General features: G+C 71.5%; 12 protein-coding genes and 2 tRNA genes. 12 read left to right on the plus strand and 2 right to left on the minus strand.

Going from position 1 to position 15,706, the window contains the following annotated elements:
• The first annotated feature begins 37 nt into the window (after positions 1 to 37).
• Positions 38 to 1,162: an SCO2583 family membrane protein gene (locus MOV08_RS27415; RefSeq protein ID WP_039636455.1), complete on the plus strand. Its 1,125-nt coding sequence runs from the start codon at positions 38 to 40 to the stop codon at positions 1,160 to 1,162.
• Here MOV08_RS27415 and MOV08_RS27420 read toward each other — a convergent pair.
• The gene (locus MOV08_RS27420) at positions 1,125 to 2,219 is read right to left on the minus strand and encodes a M48 family metallopeptidase (RefSeq protein ID WP_039636457.1); all 1,095 of its coding nucleotides are present in this window, start codon (positions 2,217 to 2,219) and stop codon (positions 1,125 to 1,127) included. The genes MOV08_RS27415 and MOV08_RS27420 overlap by 38 nt on opposite strands.
• Positions 2,220 to 2,349: 130 nt before the next feature.
• On the opposite strand from MOV08_RS27420, the gene MOV08_RS27425 reads away from it, so the two are divergent.
• From MOV08_RS27425 to MOV08_RS27460, 8 genes are all read left to right on the plus strand, one after another.
• On the plus strand, positions 2,350 to 2,499 hold the full coding sequence (locus tag MOV08_RS27425; protein WP_203232577.1) for a hypothetical protein: 150 nt from the start codon (positions 2,350 to 2,352) through the stop codon (positions 2,497 to 2,499).
• 131 nt (positions 2,500 to 2,630) lie between these two features.
• Complete coding sequence (locus MOV08_RS27430; RefSeq protein ID WP_039636459.1) at positions 2,631 to 2,792, plus strand: hypothetical protein; 162 nt, start codon at positions 2,631 to 2,633, stop codon at positions 2,790 to 2,792.
• 52 nt (positions 2,793 to 2,844) lie between these two features.
• Complete coding sequence (nadD, locus tag MOV08_RS27435; RefSeq protein WP_275309248.1) at positions 2,845 to 3,456, plus strand: nicotinate-nucleotide adenylyltransferase; 612 nt, start codon at positions 2,845 to 2,847, stop codon at positions 3,454 to 3,456.
• Between the two features lie 24 nt (positions 3,457 to 3,480).
• Positions 3,481 to 5,313 (plus strand): LCP family protein, encoded by a 1,833-nt coding sequence (locus tag MOV08_RS27440; RefSeq protein ID WP_275309250.1) that lies wholly within the window; start codon positions 3,481 to 3,483, stop codon positions 5,311 to 5,313.
• A 207-nt stretch (positions 5,314 to 5,520) separates the two neighbouring features.
• Positions 5,521 to 5,955 carry a ribosome silencing factor gene (gene rsfS / locus MOV08_RS27445; RefSeq protein WP_039636466.1) on the plus strand — a complete coding sequence of 145 codons (435 nt, stop codon included), beginning with the start codon at positions 5,521 to 5,523 and terminating at the stop codon, positions 5,953 to 5,955.
• Positions 5,952 to 6,605, plus strand: a complete 654-nt coding sequence (locus tag MOV08_RS27450; protein ID WP_039641645.1) for a histidine phosphatase family protein — start codon at positions 5,952 to 5,954, stop codon at positions 6,603 to 6,605. The genes rsfS and MOV08_RS27450 overlap by 4 nt, the downstream gene beginning before the upstream one ends.
• Before the next feature lie 114 nt (positions 6,606 to 6,719).
• Positions 6,720 to 6,792, plus strand: a tRNA-Ala gene (locus MOV08_RS27455).
• Positions 6,793 to 7,771: 979 nt separating this feature from the next.
• Positions 7,772 to 8,005: a hypothetical protein gene (locus MOV08_RS27460; protein WP_018538025.1), complete on the plus strand. Its 234-nt coding sequence runs from the start codon at positions 7,772 to 7,774 to the stop codon at positions 8,003 to 8,005.
• 312 nt (positions 8,006 to 8,317) lie between these two features.
• Here MOV08_RS27460 and MOV08_RS27465 read toward each other — a convergent pair whose 3' ends face one another.
• Positions 8,318 to 9,655 carry a glycosyltransferase 87 family protein gene (locus MOV08_RS27465; protein WP_275309252.1) on the minus strand — a complete coding sequence of 446 codons (1,338 nt, stop codon included), beginning with the start codon at positions 9,653 to 9,655 and terminating at the stop codon, positions 8,318 to 8,320.
• A 216-nt stretch (positions 9,656 to 9,871) separates the two neighbouring features.
• Between MOV08_RS27465 and MOV08_RS27470 the strand changes: the two genes are divergently transcribed.
• From MOV08_RS27470 to MOV08_RS27480, 3 genes are all read left to right on the plus strand, one after another.
• A tRNA-Ala gene (locus MOV08_RS27470) sits at positions 9,872 to 9,944 on the plus strand.
• 346 nt (positions 9,945 to 10,290) lie between these two features.
• Positions 10,291 to 12,249 (plus strand): S53 family peptidase, encoded by a 1,959-nt coding sequence (locus MOV08_RS27475; RefSeq protein ID WP_275309253.1) that lies wholly within the window; start codon positions 10,291 to 10,293, stop codon positions 12,247 to 12,249.
• A gap of 321 nt (positions 12,250 to 12,570) precedes the next feature.
• The gene (locus tag MOV08_RS27480; protein ID WP_275309255.1) at positions 12,571 to 15,468 is read left to right on the plus strand and encodes a leucine--tRNA ligase; all 2,898 of its coding nucleotides are present in this window, start codon (positions 12,571 to 12,573) and stop codon (positions 15,466 to 15,468) included.
• The last annotated feature ends 238 nt before the right edge of the window (positions 15,469 to 15,706 follow it).

The following is a 15,706-nucleotide window of genomic DNA, read 5'->3' on the forward strand; positions in this document are numbered from 1 at the left end:
GCGTTTACGTGGGCCCGCTCAGACCTACCCTTGTTGTATGACCGGGCCTGGTGACCCTCCTGAAGGGATGCCTGACGGCGCCCCGGGAGGCGGTGACGACGAGTACCGATCCGTGGTCTTCGACGAGCGGTTCATCCGCGCGGCGCGGCTGCAGGAGTTCTCCGCCGACGAGCGGCTGGGCGAGCATCACGCCCCGGCGGTGAAGACCCGCCACGCGTGGTTGCGGCTGGGCGGATCCCGGCAGGCGGTCCTGCTGGTGCTGCTGATCGTGCTGGCCTTCGGCACCGCCGTCTACATGGGCGTACGCCACCCGTACAAGGCCCCCGAGCCGGCCCGGTCCCAGCCGCTGCGGTCCTCCGTGGTGCCGCTGGCGCCGCCCGGAACGGTGCCGGGCGCGACCCCCGAGGACCTCTTCTCGCACAGCCCGGCGGCCGACTACCGGATCGGCGCGGCCGGCATCAACCTCCCCGCCGTCCAGCGCAGTGCGCACTTCTCCGACGGCCAGATCGTCACCGCGATGACCATCGCCAAGGACTACCTCGTGCGCTCGTCGGTGGATCCGGCCACCCTCACCGGCGGCGCCGTACGCCCCGTCAGGCTGCTGCTGGACACCGGCCAACTCGACCAGTTCGACCGGAGTCTGGCGCACCCCGACGACAACGGCCGCTACGCGGCGACCGGTTGGCTGGTCCGCTTCGACCCGAAGCGGGTCGAACTCGCCGACCGCGACGTCCGCGTCGACGGCACGCTGAGCGCGACGGAACTGAGCGCGGACACCCTCGACATCACCGCCGACTACACCTTCGTCTACGCCGTCCGGCCGGCCCCCGGCGCCCCGCCGGACGACGCCGGGCAGCACACCGGCACACCGACCCCGGGCGCCGCCTCGCTCGTCACCGTCCGGCGCGAACTGCACTTCCGGATCGGCCGGGACGACCTCGCCGACCACCGCCTGACCGTCACGCAGAGCAGCCTGCAGGCCGGCCCGCTGAACTGCTCCTCGGACCCGGCCGACGTGCTGCGCCCGCTGCTCGCCGGGCAGCACGCCGGCCCGGACCGACCCGCCGGCACCGACCCCTACGCCCGGAGCCGGACCAACGCCTCGCTCTGCGGCCAGCTTTCGGCTACTTCCCAGCCGACCCCGAGCCATCCGATCCATTAGCGCCGTCGGATCCGCCGGCGCCGTTGGCGCGCGAGCCGAAGACCGTGTCGCGGAGCTTGCCGCCCAGGTCCCCGGCGCCGCCGGCGATGTCGCGCACCAGGCCCATCAGCGGGTCCTTGCTGGTGCGCACCGACTCGGCGTAGTGCGCCGCGGAGTCCCGGAACGAGTCGGAGACCGAGGCGTCCTTGTCCTCCTCGCGGCGCGGGTAGTGGCCGTCCATGATGCGCTGGTAGTCGCGGCTCTCGGCCCACTTCTTCAGCTCGGCGGCGCGGACCGTGGTGAACGGGTGGCTGCGCGGTAGCACGTTGAGGATCTTGAGCACGGAGTCGCGCAGATCGCCGCCGGACTCGTACTCCTCGGCCTGCTTGAGGAACGCGTCGACGTTCATCTCGTGCAGGTGGTTGCCGCCGGCCAGCTTCATCAGGCCGCGCATCGACGCCCGGAGGTCCTGCCCGACGAGCAGGCCGGCCCGGTCGGCCGACAGCTCCGACTTGCGGAACCACTCGCGCAGCGCCGTCACGATCGCCATGACCGCGACATTGCCGAGCGGGATCCAGGCGACCTTGGTCGCCAGGTTGGTCAGGAACAGCAGGATGGTGCGGTACACCGCGTGACCCGAGAGGGCGTGGCCCACCTCGTGGCCGATGACGGCCCGCATCTCCTCCTCGTCGAGCAGCTCGACCAGGCCGGTCGTCACCACGATGATCGGCTCGTCCAGGCCGATGCACATGGCGTTGGGCTGCGGGTCCTGATTGACGTACATCGGCGGGACCTTCTCCAGGTCCAGGATGTAGCAGGCGTCGCGGAGCATCGCGTGGAGATGCGCGAACTGCTGGTCGCCGACGCGGACCGAGTCCGACAGGAAGAGCAGCCGTAGGCTGCGCTCCGGCAGCAGACCGCTGAGCGTCTTGAAGACGGTGTCGAACCCGCTCAGTTTGCGCAGCGCGACCAGCGCCGAGCGATCCGCCGGGTGCTCGTAGGACCGCGACGAGATACCGGGGAACCGCTTGCGGTTCCGGCCCGGTACCTGCGCGCCGCCGTCTGGGCTCTCCGTCATTGGGGCCTCCCCCTGTTCGACTGCGTGTGATTCAGACTAGAGGACGCCACTGACAGGCGAATGGATGCCCGGGCGTACGCTGGCGAGCGGACCGATGCCCGTCAGGCCCGTACAAAAGGGAGCCACCGCCATGCCGCACTCCAGCCTGCTGCTCGCCGTCGCCGAGACCTCCAAGGACAGCGGCCCCGGCTGGATTCTGCGCACCGTGATCATCGCCGGCGTGCTGGGCGCCGCGCTGCTCGCCTGGATCCTGCTGCGCGGCTACCGCAACGAGGACTGATCCCGACCGGGAGGGGCCGGGGCGCCGGCCGGGCCCCTTCGGGCGGAGTCGGCGTGAGCCCGCGGTGACGTGGCGCTTACGATGTGGCGGAAGATTCTGTCCGAACCCCGCCCGGATTGGTCCTGCCAACGATGAGTCTGCACTCTGCCGCACAGTCCCTGGTCTCCCTCGCCGAAGCCGGGCAGAAGGGCGGCCAGCACGAAAGCCTGAGCCCGTACCTCACCGGCGGCAGCGCCCTTTTCATCCTGCTTCTCCTGCTCTGGATCACCACGCGCTTCAACCGCGACCGCTGAGCCCGCGGACCCGGCCCCCGGCACTGCGTCCCGCCAAGTAGGGTCTGCACGCATGGGAGAGCACACAGGGCCCGTGAAGCGGCGGCTGGGCGTGATGGGCGGCACATTCGACCCGATCCATCACGGACACCTGGTCGCCGCCAGCGAGGTGGCCAGCCAGTTCCACCTCGACGAGGTCGTTTTTGTGCCCACGGGGCACCCGTGGCAGAAGAGCCACAAGCTGGTGTCACCGGCCGAGGACCGCTATCTGATGACGGTCATCGCGACCGCGTCGAACCCGCAGTTCTCCGTCAGTCGGATCGACATCGACCGCGGCGGCAAGACGTACACCATAGACACGCTGCGTGAACTGCGCGCACAACACTGTGACGCGGATCTGTTCTTCATCACCGGCGCCGACGCCCTCAGCCAGATCCTGACCTGGCACGACGCGGCGGAGCTGGTCTCATTGGCCCACTTCATCGGGGTGACCCGGCCCGGCCACGTCCTCGCGGACCCCGGGCTGCCCGAGGGAGCGGTGTCCCTGGTCGAGGTGCCCGCGCTGGCCATCTCCTCGACCGACTGCCGGGCGCGCGTCGCCCAGGGGGATCCGGTCTGGTACCTCGTACCGGACGGTGTGGTGCGCTACATCGACAAAAAGCAGCTGTACCGCGACGACCGCTGACGGGGCAGACGGAAAGGGGCACCGGTGAGCGACCGACACGATCCGTACGGGCCGCAGGACCCATATGCCCAGGACCCGTACGCCCAGCAGCACGGGCAGCCGGGGCAGGGCTACACCTACGACGCGTACGGCCGACCGGTGCACCAGGAGGCGCCGCAGCAGTACGAAGCGCAGCAACCGTACGGGCAGCAGCAGTACGACGCCTACGGGCAGCCGGGCACGCAGTCCCCCTACGACCCCTATGACGCATACGGGGCGCAGGGCGGCCAGGCACCGCCGGCCCCGCAGGCGTACCAGGGGCAGTCGGAGTACTACGACGCCTACGGCCGCCAGCAGGTCCAGCAGCAGACCGGCTACCCGCAGCAGTACGACCCGTACACCCAGCCCCAGCAGCAGCCCCACCAGGCGGACTGGATCCCGCAGCAGGCCCAGCAGCCCCCGTACGAGCAGGACCCCTACGGACAGCAGCAGCCGCACCCCGGGCAGCCGCAGTACGAGCAGGCGCCCCAGGGGCGGACCGGTGCGGCGCCGTCGGCCGCCCCCGAGGAGCCGCCCGCGCCCGTCGGGGCCAAGGGCGCGGCGGGCCCCAAGGGCGGGCCGGCCGAGAACTACCACACCGAGCAGTTCGCGTTCATCGAGGATCCCGACGAGGAATCCGAAGACGTCATCGACTGGCTGAAGTTCACCGAGAGCCGGACTGAGCGGCGCGAGGAGGCCAAGCGGCGCGGCCGCAGCCGGCTGATCGCGCTGTCGGTCGTGCTGGCCCTCCTGGTGGCCGGCGGCGTCGGCTACCTGTGGTGGGCGGGGAAGCTGCCGGGCCTGTCCGGCGGGGCCGGCGGCGCCGCTGCCGAGGCCAGCGGGCAGAAGCGCGACGTCCTGGTGGTGAACCTGCGGGACACCAAGACCGGCAACAGCTCCACCGCCCTCCTGGTGGACAACGAGACCACCCACAAGGGCACCACCCTCCTCCTGCCCAACAGCCTGATCGTCACCAAGGACGACGGCACCACCACGACGCTCGGCAAGTCCGTCAAGGACGACGGCACCGACGCGACCCGGGAGTCCCTCAACACCCTCCTGGGCGCCGACCTGAAGGCCAGCTGGCGGCTGGACACGCCCTATCTGGAGAACCTCGTCGAGACGGTCGGCGGGATCACCGTCGACACCGACACCTCCGTCCCCGGTGGCAAGAAGGACGACGCCCCGGCGGTCAAACAGGGCGCCGGCCAGCTCCTCAACGGGCAGGCGGCCGTCGCCTACGCCACCTATCAGGGCCCGGGAGACACCCAGGCCAAGCAGCTGGAGCGGTTCGGGCAGGTCATGCAGGCCACCCTGAAGAAGGTCTCCAGCGACGCGGACGGCGCCACCGCCACCGTGAAGGCGCTGCTCCAGATCCTCGACCCGCCGCTCACCGAGGCCCAGCTCGGCAGCTCGCTGGCACAGCGGGCCGAGCTGGCGAAGACCGACAAGTACACCACCCAGGTGCTGCCGGTGCAGGCCGACGGGACGATCGGCCAGAGCACCGCGGCCGGCGTCGTGAAGGACATCCTGGGCGGCACGGTCAAGAAGACCGACCCGGGCGCGACCCCCCGGGTCGCGGTCCGCAACGGCACCGGCGACAAGGCCGCCACCGGCAAGGCCCAGGTCGCGCTGCTCAACGCCGGCTACACCTTCGTCGACGGCGGCAGCGGCGGCACCGCGACCGCCTCCCAGGTGACGTACGCGGACGCCGCGCAGCGGGCCAAGGCCGCCGAGGTCGCCAAGACGCTGGGCCTGCCGGCGAGCGCCGTCCAGCAGGGGAAGGTCGCCGCCAACGCCGACATCGCGGTGGTCCTGGGTCAGGGCTACAAGGGCTGACGGGACCGCGGACCGTGGGTCTGACCAGGCAGGATGCCGGTACCTCCCGGTGGGGTGGAAATCCCCGCCGGGAGTGTCGGTGGTCCGTGAGACCCTTGAGGGGTACCTGACCGCCGATCCGGCCGCCCAGGACTGCCGGTGCGCCACGGCTGTGCCGCGCGTCCTGCGTCCCGGCCGGAGCGGCCCCCTCGACCCGGAAAGCCGCTTGTGACCGCCACGGACCGCTCCATCGAGCTCATCAACGCCGCCGCCCTGGCGGCGGCCGACAAGCTCGCGCACGACATCATCGCGTACGACGTCAGCGACGTCCTCTCGATCACCGACGCCTTCCTGCTGGCCTCCGCGCCCAGCGACCGCCAGGTCAAGGCGATCGTCGACGAGATCGAGGAACGCCTCAACAAGGACCTCGGCGCCAAGCCGGTCCGGCGCGAGGGCGACCGGGAGGCCCGCTGGGTGCTCCTCGACTACGTCGACATCGTCGTCCACGTCCAGCACAGCGAGGAGCGGGTGTTCTACGCCCTGGAGCGCCTGTGGAAGGACTGCCCGGAGATCGACCTCCCCGAGGAGGCCAAGGCCACCCGCGGCAAGGCCGCGGAGCACGCCCGGACCACCGGAGGCGACGCGGACGGAGACCTGCGCTGAACGGCAGCAAGGGTGGTCGGGGCCGCCGTGTCGTCCTGTGGCGGCACGGCCAGACGGCCTGGAATCTTGAGCGTCGCTTCCAGGGCTCGACCGACATCGAGCTGACCGAGACCGGTCTCGCCCAGGCCCGTCGGGCCGCCCGTCTGCTGGCCGCGCTGCGGCCGGACGCCATCATCGCGTCCGACCTGCGCCGGGCCATGGCGACGGCGGCCGAGCTGGCCGCTCTGACGCGACTGGACGTCTCCCACGACGCCGCGCTGCGGGAGACCTACGCGGGCGCCTGGCAGGGCCTGACGCACGACGAGATCCTCGCCCGGTACGGCGAGGAGTACACCGCGTGGAAGCGCGGTGAGCCGGTGCGCCGCGGTGGCGGCGAACTGGAGACCGAGGTCGCCGACCGGGCCGCCCCGGTCGTCCTGCACCACGCCGACAAGCTGCCCGACGAGGGCACGCTGGTCGTCGTCAGCCACGGCGGCACCATCCGCACCACCATCGGGCGGCTGCTCGGCCTGGAGGCCCACCACTGGGAGGGCCTGGGCGGTCTGTCGAACTGCTGCTGGTCCGTGCTGGGCGAGGGCGCACGCGGCTGGCGGCTGCTGGAGCACAACGCCGGCACCCTGCCGGAGCCCGTGCTCGGCGACGACGACTGAGCTCCCGGAGCGGGGGCGCCCGGACCGGATTTCACATCTGGGCAGGTCGCAGGCTAAAGTTCATCTTGTTCGCGGCGCCGCCGGGGGAAACCCCGGGGGAACGGAACAAGACCCGGGGCTATAGCTCAGTTGGTAGAGCGCCTGCATGGCATGCAGGAGGTCAGGAGTTCAATTCTCCTTAGCTCCACAGCCCGGAAGATCCCCGCCTCCCTCAAGAGGTGGGGATCTTCGCGTTGGGGACGGATGCGGTGCCGCGGCCCGCTCTCACCGGCGCGTGGTGTGGCGTCACGCCGGAAGTCCCCCACCACTCACGGGACTGTGGGGCACGTCACCCCACGGGGATGCGCGGCTCTTCGCGCCCGGCCCTGCCGCCCCCGCCCGCCTTCGCCTGCACACTGCCGTCCCGACTCCGCGCGGTCCCGGAGACGGGCCGCGGATGGGCGGGCGGTCGAGGAGCGGCCGGCGGCCCGCGGGCGCGCGTACTCCGTGCCGGCCCGCGCCGGCCGGGCGATCGGGGACTCTCCGGCGGGCCCGTCGACGTGCGGTGCCGCCCGTGGGCGCCGCGGAGTTGGGCTGCCGGCATCGGGAACTCCCCGTCATGGTCGCGGGGCGGGCCGCGACATGGGGCCTCGTGAACCGCCGCCACAAGGGCCTCGCGGGCGGGGGCGGGCTGTGGGCGAGCGCGCGGGCGCGGGTGGGGAGGACGCCGCGGAGCAGGCGTGGGCGTGCCCGGACTGGTGCTGCCGGTCGGGGGGTTGGGGCCGTGGGCGGTCCCGTCGGCAAGCTCGCCTTTCGGGATGTTCTTCCCCGATTGTCGGGCGGCGCAAGACGCGGGCGGGGTGTCAAGGGTGCCGCGGGGGAGTGTTCTCGCGCCGCCCGGCGCGGCGGCGCCCGGTGGGGTGGCCGGGCTGCTCCGTGGGCGGACCTGACCTGGTGGTCGGTCCGTGGCAGAATCGGACGGCGCCGCCAGGGGAGGAGAGATCGCGATGCCCACGTGCATCCATGGGGAGGTCGACGACCTGCTCGGCCCGCCCTCCGCGTGCGCAACCGGGGGCGTGGCTTTCCAGTGCCCTTCGTGCGGTTCCTCCCATGTCGCGCAGGTGCTGGGCGACAACGGCGGTGTTTCCTTCGTCTGTACGGCCTGCGGCCACAGTTGGAGCTGATGGATGGGCGCCCACAGCAGGAAGTGCGACTGGTGCGGCAGCGGCACGCCGATCGTCCGCGACATGGAACCGGTCAACGCCGACTACCAGTACTGGTGCGAGGAATGCGCGCGCGCCCTGGTCATAAAGGGCGACCCCATCGAGACCTACCGCGAGCTCGAGGGGGAGCCGATCTACGGACGACTGCTCGACGAGCACTGCACGCTGAAACGGTTCTATTCCTTCGCCACGGCCTGAGTTGGGCGCCCCCGGGTGAGACCGGGGCGGTCCCGAATCTCACCAAGCGGTCATCTTTCGAGCCGTGTTGGGCGATTGCGAGCATTTTCGATCGTTTCCGGTGACCCGGAACTCCCGTGGAACGGCGGGGCGTTCACGCCTCGGAACCGCTGCCGGAACGGCCGGCGGCGGGACCGCGACAGCACGCCGGAGGCGGCGGCGCGACGGGGGCGGACATGACGGCGGTCGGCGACGCACGAGCGACGACGGGGACGACCACGGGCGGCGCGGCCCGGAGCGATCGGGCGGGGACCCTGACCCGTCGGATAGACCCTAGGTCATGGACGCGGAGTCCGGCTCGGGCGGGGATATCGCGGTGGCCCCGGCCGGTCGCCGGAGTCGGGCCGCGGTCAGTGCCAGCAGCGTGAGCCCGGCCAGCGGATAGACCGCGGAGAGCAGCATCTGCCCGGCGTTCTGGTGCAGTTCCTCGTGCTGGTGCCAGCGGTGTGGCACCCACCACAGCGCGAACGAGCAGAACAGCAGCCCCACCACCCCGGTCACCGTCCACCAGCGGCGGGCTCCGGCCCCGGAGTGCCGCAGCGCCTCGGAGCCCAGCAGGATCAGCATCGGGACGCTCCACACCCAGTGGTGCGACCACGAGATCGGGCTGATCAGCAGGGCGGTGGCCGCGCAGGACAGGGTCGCCCAGGCGCGCTCGCCGCGCAGCAGTGCCGCGGCGGCCAGCGCCAGCCCGGCGGCGGCCGCCACGGTGGCCAGGACGAGCCAGGCGGTGCCGGGGTCGTGGGTGTGCAGCAGCCGGGCCAGGACGCCGCGCAGCGACTGGTTCGCGGTGATCTCCACCTCGCCGACCCGGTCGGCGGCGAACACGATCTCGGTCCAGAAGCGGTGCGAGTCGCGCGGCAGCACGATCGCGGAGAGGAGGGCCGTGGCGCCGAACGTGCCGGTGGCGACGGCGGCCTGCCGGAGCCAGGGGTTCCAGGCGGCGCGCCAGCCGGCGCCGGAGCGCAGCCGTCGGACGGCGTGGACCGCGCCGGCCAGCGCGAGGAAGACGGCGAACAGCGCCGGGGTCAGCTTGATGCCGGCCGCGATGCCGATACCGATACCGGCCCAGCGGTTGGTGTCCCGGCGGGTCAGGTCCCAGAGCACCAGCACGGCGAGCAGGAGGTTGATCTGGCCGTAGCGCAGCGTCGTCCAGACCGGCTCGCACCACACCAGCAGGGCGGAGAGCGCCAGCGTCGCGGCGAGCGGGGGCATCCGCCGGGGCCGGCCGACCAGGCGGAGGGAGAGGTGGACGACGGCGACGAGCAGGACGAGGTTCCCGGCCGTGGCCAGGGTGCGCATCACCGGGACGCCGAAGAAGGTGAGCGGGACGAACAGCAGCGCGGCGAAGGGGGGATAGGTGTTGGGCAGCCGCGCGGAGGTGGCCACCATGTCGTAGAGGTCCTTGCCGGCGCGGGCGGTCTCGCCCTCGGCGCGGTAGACCATCAGGTCCACCATCGAGACGTGCGCCAGCCGCTGTGCGATCCAGAAGGCGGTGAAGGAGACCAGGCAGGTCAGCGCCGCTGCGCACACCGGGTGGCGGCGGATCACGCCCGAGCCGGGGCGTGGGCCGCGAGGCTCGGTGGGCCGGTGTGGATCCAGCGCGGTCACGGCGTACGGCTCCCCAGGGACGAATCGGGCACGGCTCGCCGACAGTACCTTGGGCCTCGCCGGAGGGCCCGCGGGGGCACCGCGGCCCGAAGGGCCTCGTCCAGGGGTGGTGGCCGGGTGACGGGCGGGCGATTTGGCAGAAGGCCGGGGGGTCCGTGTAATGTAGGCGATGCCGCGGCGGGGAGCCGGAAGGAAACCGCAGCGGAGACAAGACCTGGGGCTATAGCTCAGTTGGTAGAGCGCCTGCATGGCATGCAGGAGGTCAGGAGTTCAATTCTCCTTAGCTCCACAGAAGACAGAGCGGGCCGTCCGTCAAGGGCGGCCCGCTCTGTTGTGCATTCAGGGGCAGCGAGTCCGCAGTACGCGGATCTCCCTGGGTTGCCCTGATATTCGGTCAACAACCTGTCTGATGTGGCGAGTTGAGTGCACTCCTCGTGACTGGTTCTGTTCGTTCCTTGTGGTTCCTTGGGCTCTTCTTGGTGATCGCATAACCCTGACATGAACGGTTCACCGAAAGAGTGGCGAATCGCGTGAGCGTCACATCCGACGCATTCACCGCTGATGAGGTGTCGCGCACCGGCGCACCGGCGCGGCGTCACCACGCAGCGCACCGCATCGCCACAGCAGGGGGTTACATGAGAGCAAGCCGCACCAGATCACTGCGCGCCCGCGCGGGTCTGGCCTGGGCAGCGGCGCTGCCGCTGGTCGCCGGAGCGCTCGCGCTCGGTGCACCGGCCGCCGACGCCGCGGGCCACGACGGGGGTCGGCACGCACTGCAGGGCACCAAGCCGCGATGGGCCACCGAGCAGGCCGACCAGGGTTCCACCGCCGGTTCCACCGCGGTCAACGCCCGGGTCTACCTGGCCGGCCGGGACGCCAAGGGCCTCGCGGACTACGCCAAGGCCGTCGCCGACCCGCACTCCGCCGCGTACGGGAAGTACCTGAGCCCGGCCCAGGTGAGCGCCCGCTACGGTGCCACCCAGGACCAGATAGCCAGGGTGACCGCCTGGCTGAAGAAGTCCGGCCTGACGGTCACCGGCACCACCGACCGCTATGTCACGGTCACCGGCGAGGTCGCCGCCGCCGAGCGGGCCTTCGCCACCGACCTGCACAACTACCGCAAGAACGGCCACACGTACCACGCGCCGTCGGCCACCGCCTCCGCGCCCGCGTCCGTCTCCGACGCGGTCCTGACGGTCACCGGCCTGGACAACGCGCCCCGGCTGGCCCGGCACCACTCCGCCGAACTGCCGCCGCCGTCCCCCGTCTTCCGCAACTCCGGGCCGTTCTCCACGTACTACGGGTCGCGGACCAACGAGAGCCTGCCGTCGGCCTACGGGGGCAAGGCGCCGTACGCGATCAAGGGCTACACCGGCAAGCAGCTGCGCGCCGCCTACGGGGCGAAGAAGTGGACCGGCAAGGGCGTCACCGTCGCGATCACCGACGCCTACGCCTCGCCGACCATCGCCAAGGACGCGGACACCTACGCCGCCCGTAACGGCGACCCCCGCTACCGCAAGGGTCAGCTGTCGCAGGTCCTGCCGAAGGGCTACACGCACATCGACGACTGCAAGGCGGCCGGCTGGTACGGCGAGGAGACCCTCGACGTCGAGGCCGTCCACGCGGTCGCCCCCGACGCGGGCATCGTCTACGTCGGCGCCGCTTCCTGCAACGACGACGACCTGATGGACTCGCTCGGCAAGGTCGTCGACGGGCACCTGGCCGACATCGTCTCCAACTCCTGGGGCGACGTCGAGGCCAACGAGACCCCGGACGTGGCCGCCGCCTACGACCAGCTCTTCCAGCGCGGCGCGGTCGAGGGCATCGGCTTCTACTTCTCCTCCGGCGACAACGGTGACGAGGTCGCCAACACCGGCACCAAGCAGGTCGACACCCCCGCGAACTCCGCATGGGTGACCGCGGTCGGCGGCACCTCCCTGGCCGTCGGCAAGGGCAACGGCTACCTGTGGGAGACCGGCTGGGGCACCCAGAAGGCGGTGCTCTCCAAGGACGGCAACGACTGGACCGACTTCCCCGGCGCCTTCAACGGTGGCGCGGGCGGCGGCACCAGCAAGGCCGTCGCGCAGCCCTTCTACCAGCGCGGGGTCGTCCCGGACGCGCTGGCCAAGGCCAACGGCGGCAACGCCATGCGCACCGTTCCGGACATTTCGGCGGTCGCCGACCCCAACACCGGCTTCCTGGTCGGCCAGACCCAGACGCTGCCCAACGGCAAGCTCGGCTACGACGAGTACCGCATCGGCGGCACCTCCCTGGCCGCGCCGGTGATCGCGGGCGTCCAGGCGCTGGCCCAGCAGGCCCGGCACGGCGTTGCCATCGGCTTCGCCAACCCGGCCATCTACCAGCGCTACGGCACCGCCGCCTACCACGACGTGACCGACCACCCGCTGGGTGCCGGCCGCGACCTGGCGGTCGTCCGGGTCGACTTCGCCAACGGCGTCGACGCGGCCAAGGGCACCGTCACCTCGCTGCGCAGCCTCGGCAAGGACAGCTCCCTGCAGGCCACCGTCGGCTATGACGACGTCACCGGCGTCGGCAGCCCGGGCGCCGGATACGTGAGCTCCTACCGTCCCTGACGCAGGGCCCCGCCCCGCCCCTCCGCCGCCCCGTGACCCCATGGGCACGCCGCGGGGGGACGGGGACAACGGGGCAGGGCCCGCGCCCGGGGCGAATCCCGGGCGCGGGCCCTGTGTGCCCTGCGGTACCCTGACGCCATGTGTGCCGTACGCCTTCTGCTTAGCGGGCCGCGCTGATCAGTCCCGACCGGGCCCTTCGCTGTGGTCGCCCGGGTCGGTATCGGCGCGGCTTCCCCTCCTGAGTGAGGGGCATTTTTGTTTCCGCAGAAACCGTGTCCGCAGCAGCCGCAGGCAGAGACGATCGATGGAGCTTTGAGGACGATGAGCGAGACGACTACCGCTGCTGAGGTGGCAGCGCCGCACCGCTATACGGCCGCGCTGGCCGCAGACGTCGAGGCACGCTGGCAGGACTTCTGGGAGGCGGAGGGGACCTACGAGGCCCCGAACCCGAACGGGGATCTGGGCGGCGACCCCGAGGCGGTGGCCCGCCCCAAGAAGTTCGTCATGGACATGTTCCCCTACCCCTCGGGTGCGGGACTGCACGTCGGCCACCCCCTGGGCTTCATCGCCACCGACGTCTACGCCCGCTACCACCGCATGACGGGCCACAACGTCCTGCACACCCTGGGCTTCGACGCCTTCGGCCTGCCCGCCGAGCAGTACGCCGTGCAGACCGGCACCCACCCGCGGGTCTCCACCGAGGCCAACATCGTCAACATGCGGCGCCAGCTGCGCCGCCTGGGCCTGGGCCACGACCAGCGCCGTTCGATCGAGACGATCGACCCGGCGTACTACAAGTGGACCCAGTGGATCTTCCTGCAGATCTTCAACTCCTGGTACGACCCGGAGGCCGACAAGGCGCGGCCGATCGACACCCTGGTCGCCCAGTTCGAGGCCGGCACCCGGCCCACCCCCGACGGCCGGCCCTGGGCCGAGCTGTCCGGCACCGAGCGGGCCGACGTCCTGGGCGAGTACCGCCTGGCGTACGCCTCGGACGCCCCGGTCAACTGGTGCCCCGGACTGGGCACGGTGCTGGCCAACGAGGAGGTCACCGCCGAGGGCCGTTCCGAGCGCGGGAACTACCCGGTCTTCAAGGCCAAGCTGCGCCAGTGGAACATGCGCATCACGGCCTACGCGGACCGCCTGCTGCGCGACCTGGACGCGCTGGACTGGCCCGAGGCCATCAAGCTGCAGCAGCGCAACTGGATCGGCCGCTCCGAGGGCGCCCGCGTCGACTTCCCGGTCGGCGACTCCGACCGGATCACGGTCTTCACCACCCGCCAGGACACCCTGTTCGGCGCGACCTACATGGTCCTGGCCCCCGAGCACCCGCTGATCGCCGGCTCCGACAACGGCACCGGCTCAATCGTTCCCGACGCCTGGCCCGAGGGCACCCACGACGTGTGGACCGGCGGGCACGCCACCCCCGCCGAGGCCGTCGCCGCCTACCGCAAGCAGGCCGCCGCCAAGTCGGACGTCGAGCGGCAGGCCGAGGCCAAGGACAAGACCGGCGTCTTCACCGGCGTGCACGCCACCAACCCGGTCAGCGGCGAGCGGATCCCGGTCTTCATCGCCGACTACGTCCTGATGGGCTACGGCACCGGCGCGATCATGGCGGTCCCGGCCCACGACACCCGCGACTTCGCCTTCGCCCGTGCCTTCGAGCTGCCCATGCGCTGCGTCGTCGAGCCGAGCGACGGCCGCGGCACCGACACCACCACCTGGGACGACGCGTTCGCCTCGTACGAAGCGAAGCTGGTCAACTCGGCCGACGACACCATCTCGCTGGACGGCCTGGGGGTCACCGAGGCCAAGGCGAAGATCACCGAGTGGCTGACCGCCAACGGCATCGGCGAGGGCACCGTCAACTACCGGCTGCGCGACTGGCTGTTCAGCCGCCAGCGCTACTGGGGCGAGCCGTTCCCGATCGTCTACGACGAGGACGGTGCGGCGCACTCGCTGCCCGAGTCGATGCTGCCGCTGGAGCTGCCCGAGGTCGACGACTACTCGCCGCGCACCTTCGACCCGGACGACGCCGACACCCAGCCCGAGACCCCGCTGTCCCGTAATGAGGACTGGGTCAACGTCGAGCTGGACCTGGGCGACGGCCGCGGGGTGCGGCGCTACCGGCGCGAGACCAACACCATGCCCAACTGGGCCGGTTCGTGCTGGTACGAGCTGCGCTACCTGGACCCGAACAACGGCGACGCGCTGGTCGACCCCACCGTCGAGCAGTACTGGATGGGCCCGCGCGAGGGCCAGCCGCACGGTGGCGTCGACCTGTACGTGGGCGGCGCCGAGCACGCGGTGCTGCACCTGCTGTACGCCCGCTTCTGGTCCAAGGTGCTGCACGACCTGGGGCACGTCTCCTCCGCCGAGCCGTTCCACAAGCTGTACAACCAGGGCATGATCCAGGCGTACGTCTACCGGGACACCCGCGGCATCGCCGTCCCGGCGGCGGAGGTCGAGGAGCACGACGGCGGCGTCTTCTACTACGAGGGCGGCAAGGTCTCCCGGCTGCTGGGCAAGATGGGCAAGTCCCTGAAGAACGCCGTCACGCCGGACGAGATCTGCGTCGAGTACGGCGCGGACACCCTGCGCCTGTACGAGATGGCGATGGGCCCGCTGGACGTCTCCCGGCCCTGGGACACCCGGGCCGTCGTCGGCCAGTACCGCCTGCTGCAGCGGCTGTGGCGCAACGTGGTGGACGAGGCGACCGGCGAGGTCACCGTCGTCGACGCCGAGCCGGACGAGGCCACCCTGCGGGCGCTGCACAAGGCGATCGACGGTGTCACCCAGGACATGGCGAACCTGCGCTTCAACACCGCCATCGCCAAGATCACCGAGCTGAACAACCACCTGACCAAGGCCGGCGGCGCCGTTTCGCGGACCGTCGCGGAGCAGTTGGTGCTGCTGATCGCCCCGCTGGCACCGCACATCGCCGAGGAGCTGTGGCGCAAGCTGGGCCACACCGACACGATCGTCCACGCGGACTTCCCGGTGGCCGATCCCGCCTACGTCGTGGACGAGGCGGTGACCTGCGTCGTCCAGATCAAGGGCAAGGTCAAGGCCCGCCTGGAGGTCGCGCCGTCGATCTCCGACGCGGACCTGGAGGCGGCCGCGCTGGCCGAGCCGGCGGTGGTCGCGGCGCTGGGCGGCGCGGGCGTCCGGAAGGTGATCGTCCGGGCACCGAAGCTGGTGAACATCGTCCCGGCGTGATCAGGAAGCACCCGGCCGGCCGGGTGAGGGGTGCCCCGCGCAGCCCCCACCCGGCCGCGGCCCTGACCGCACGAACGCACTGCAACCGCCTCTGAACTGGCCTTTTGTGGGTCGGAGCGGTGGGCGGGAGCGGTGTCCCGCGCGCGTATAGGTGGTTTCCCCTACGGGCAGGTTGGGGGTTCGTTTGGAACCCCTGGCCTGCCCGACGCGTTTACCGTGGAGGTACGGGCGCCGGCAC

This window comes from Streptomyces yunnanensis (genome assembly GCF_029011865.1).
GTDB lineage: Bacteria > Actinomycetota > Actinomycetes > Streptomycetales > Streptomycetaceae > Streptomyces > Streptomyces yunnanensis.

Bases quoted from the DNA above. Each gene is read 5' to 3' on its own strand.
- MOV08_RS27420 (WP_039636457.1), bottom strand. From the start codon at position 2,219: ATGACGGAGAGCCCAGACGGCGGCGCGCAGGTACCGGGCCGGAACCGC.
- MOV08_RS27430 (WP_039636459.1), top strand. From the start codon at position 2,631: ATGAGTCTGCACTCTGCCGCACAGTCCCTGGTCTCCCTCGCCGAAGCC.
- MOV08_RS27480 (WP_275309255.1), top strand. From the start codon at position 12,571: ATGAGCGAGACGACTACCGCTGCTGAGGTGGCAGCGCCGCACCGCTAT.
- MOV08_RS27475 (WP_275309253.1), top strand. From the start codon at position 10,291: ATGAGAGCAAGCCGCACCAGATCACTGCGCGCCCGCGCGGGTCTGGCC.
- nadD (WP_275309248.1), top strand. From the start codon at position 2,845: ATGGGAGAGCACACAGGGCCCGTGAAGCGGCGGCTGGGCGTGATGGGC.
- MOV08_RS27460 (WP_018538025.1), top strand. From the start codon at position 7,772: ATGGGCGCCCACAGCAGGAAGTGCGACTGGTGCGGCAGCGGCACGCCG.
- MOV08_RS27425 (WP_203232577.1), top strand. From the start codon at position 2,350: ATGCCGCACTCCAGCCTGCTGCTCGCCGTCGCCGAGACCTCCAAGGAC.
- MOV08_RS27415 (WP_039636455.1), top strand. From the start codon at position 38: ATGACCGGGCCTGGTGACCCTCCTGAAGGGATGCCTGACGGCGCCCCG.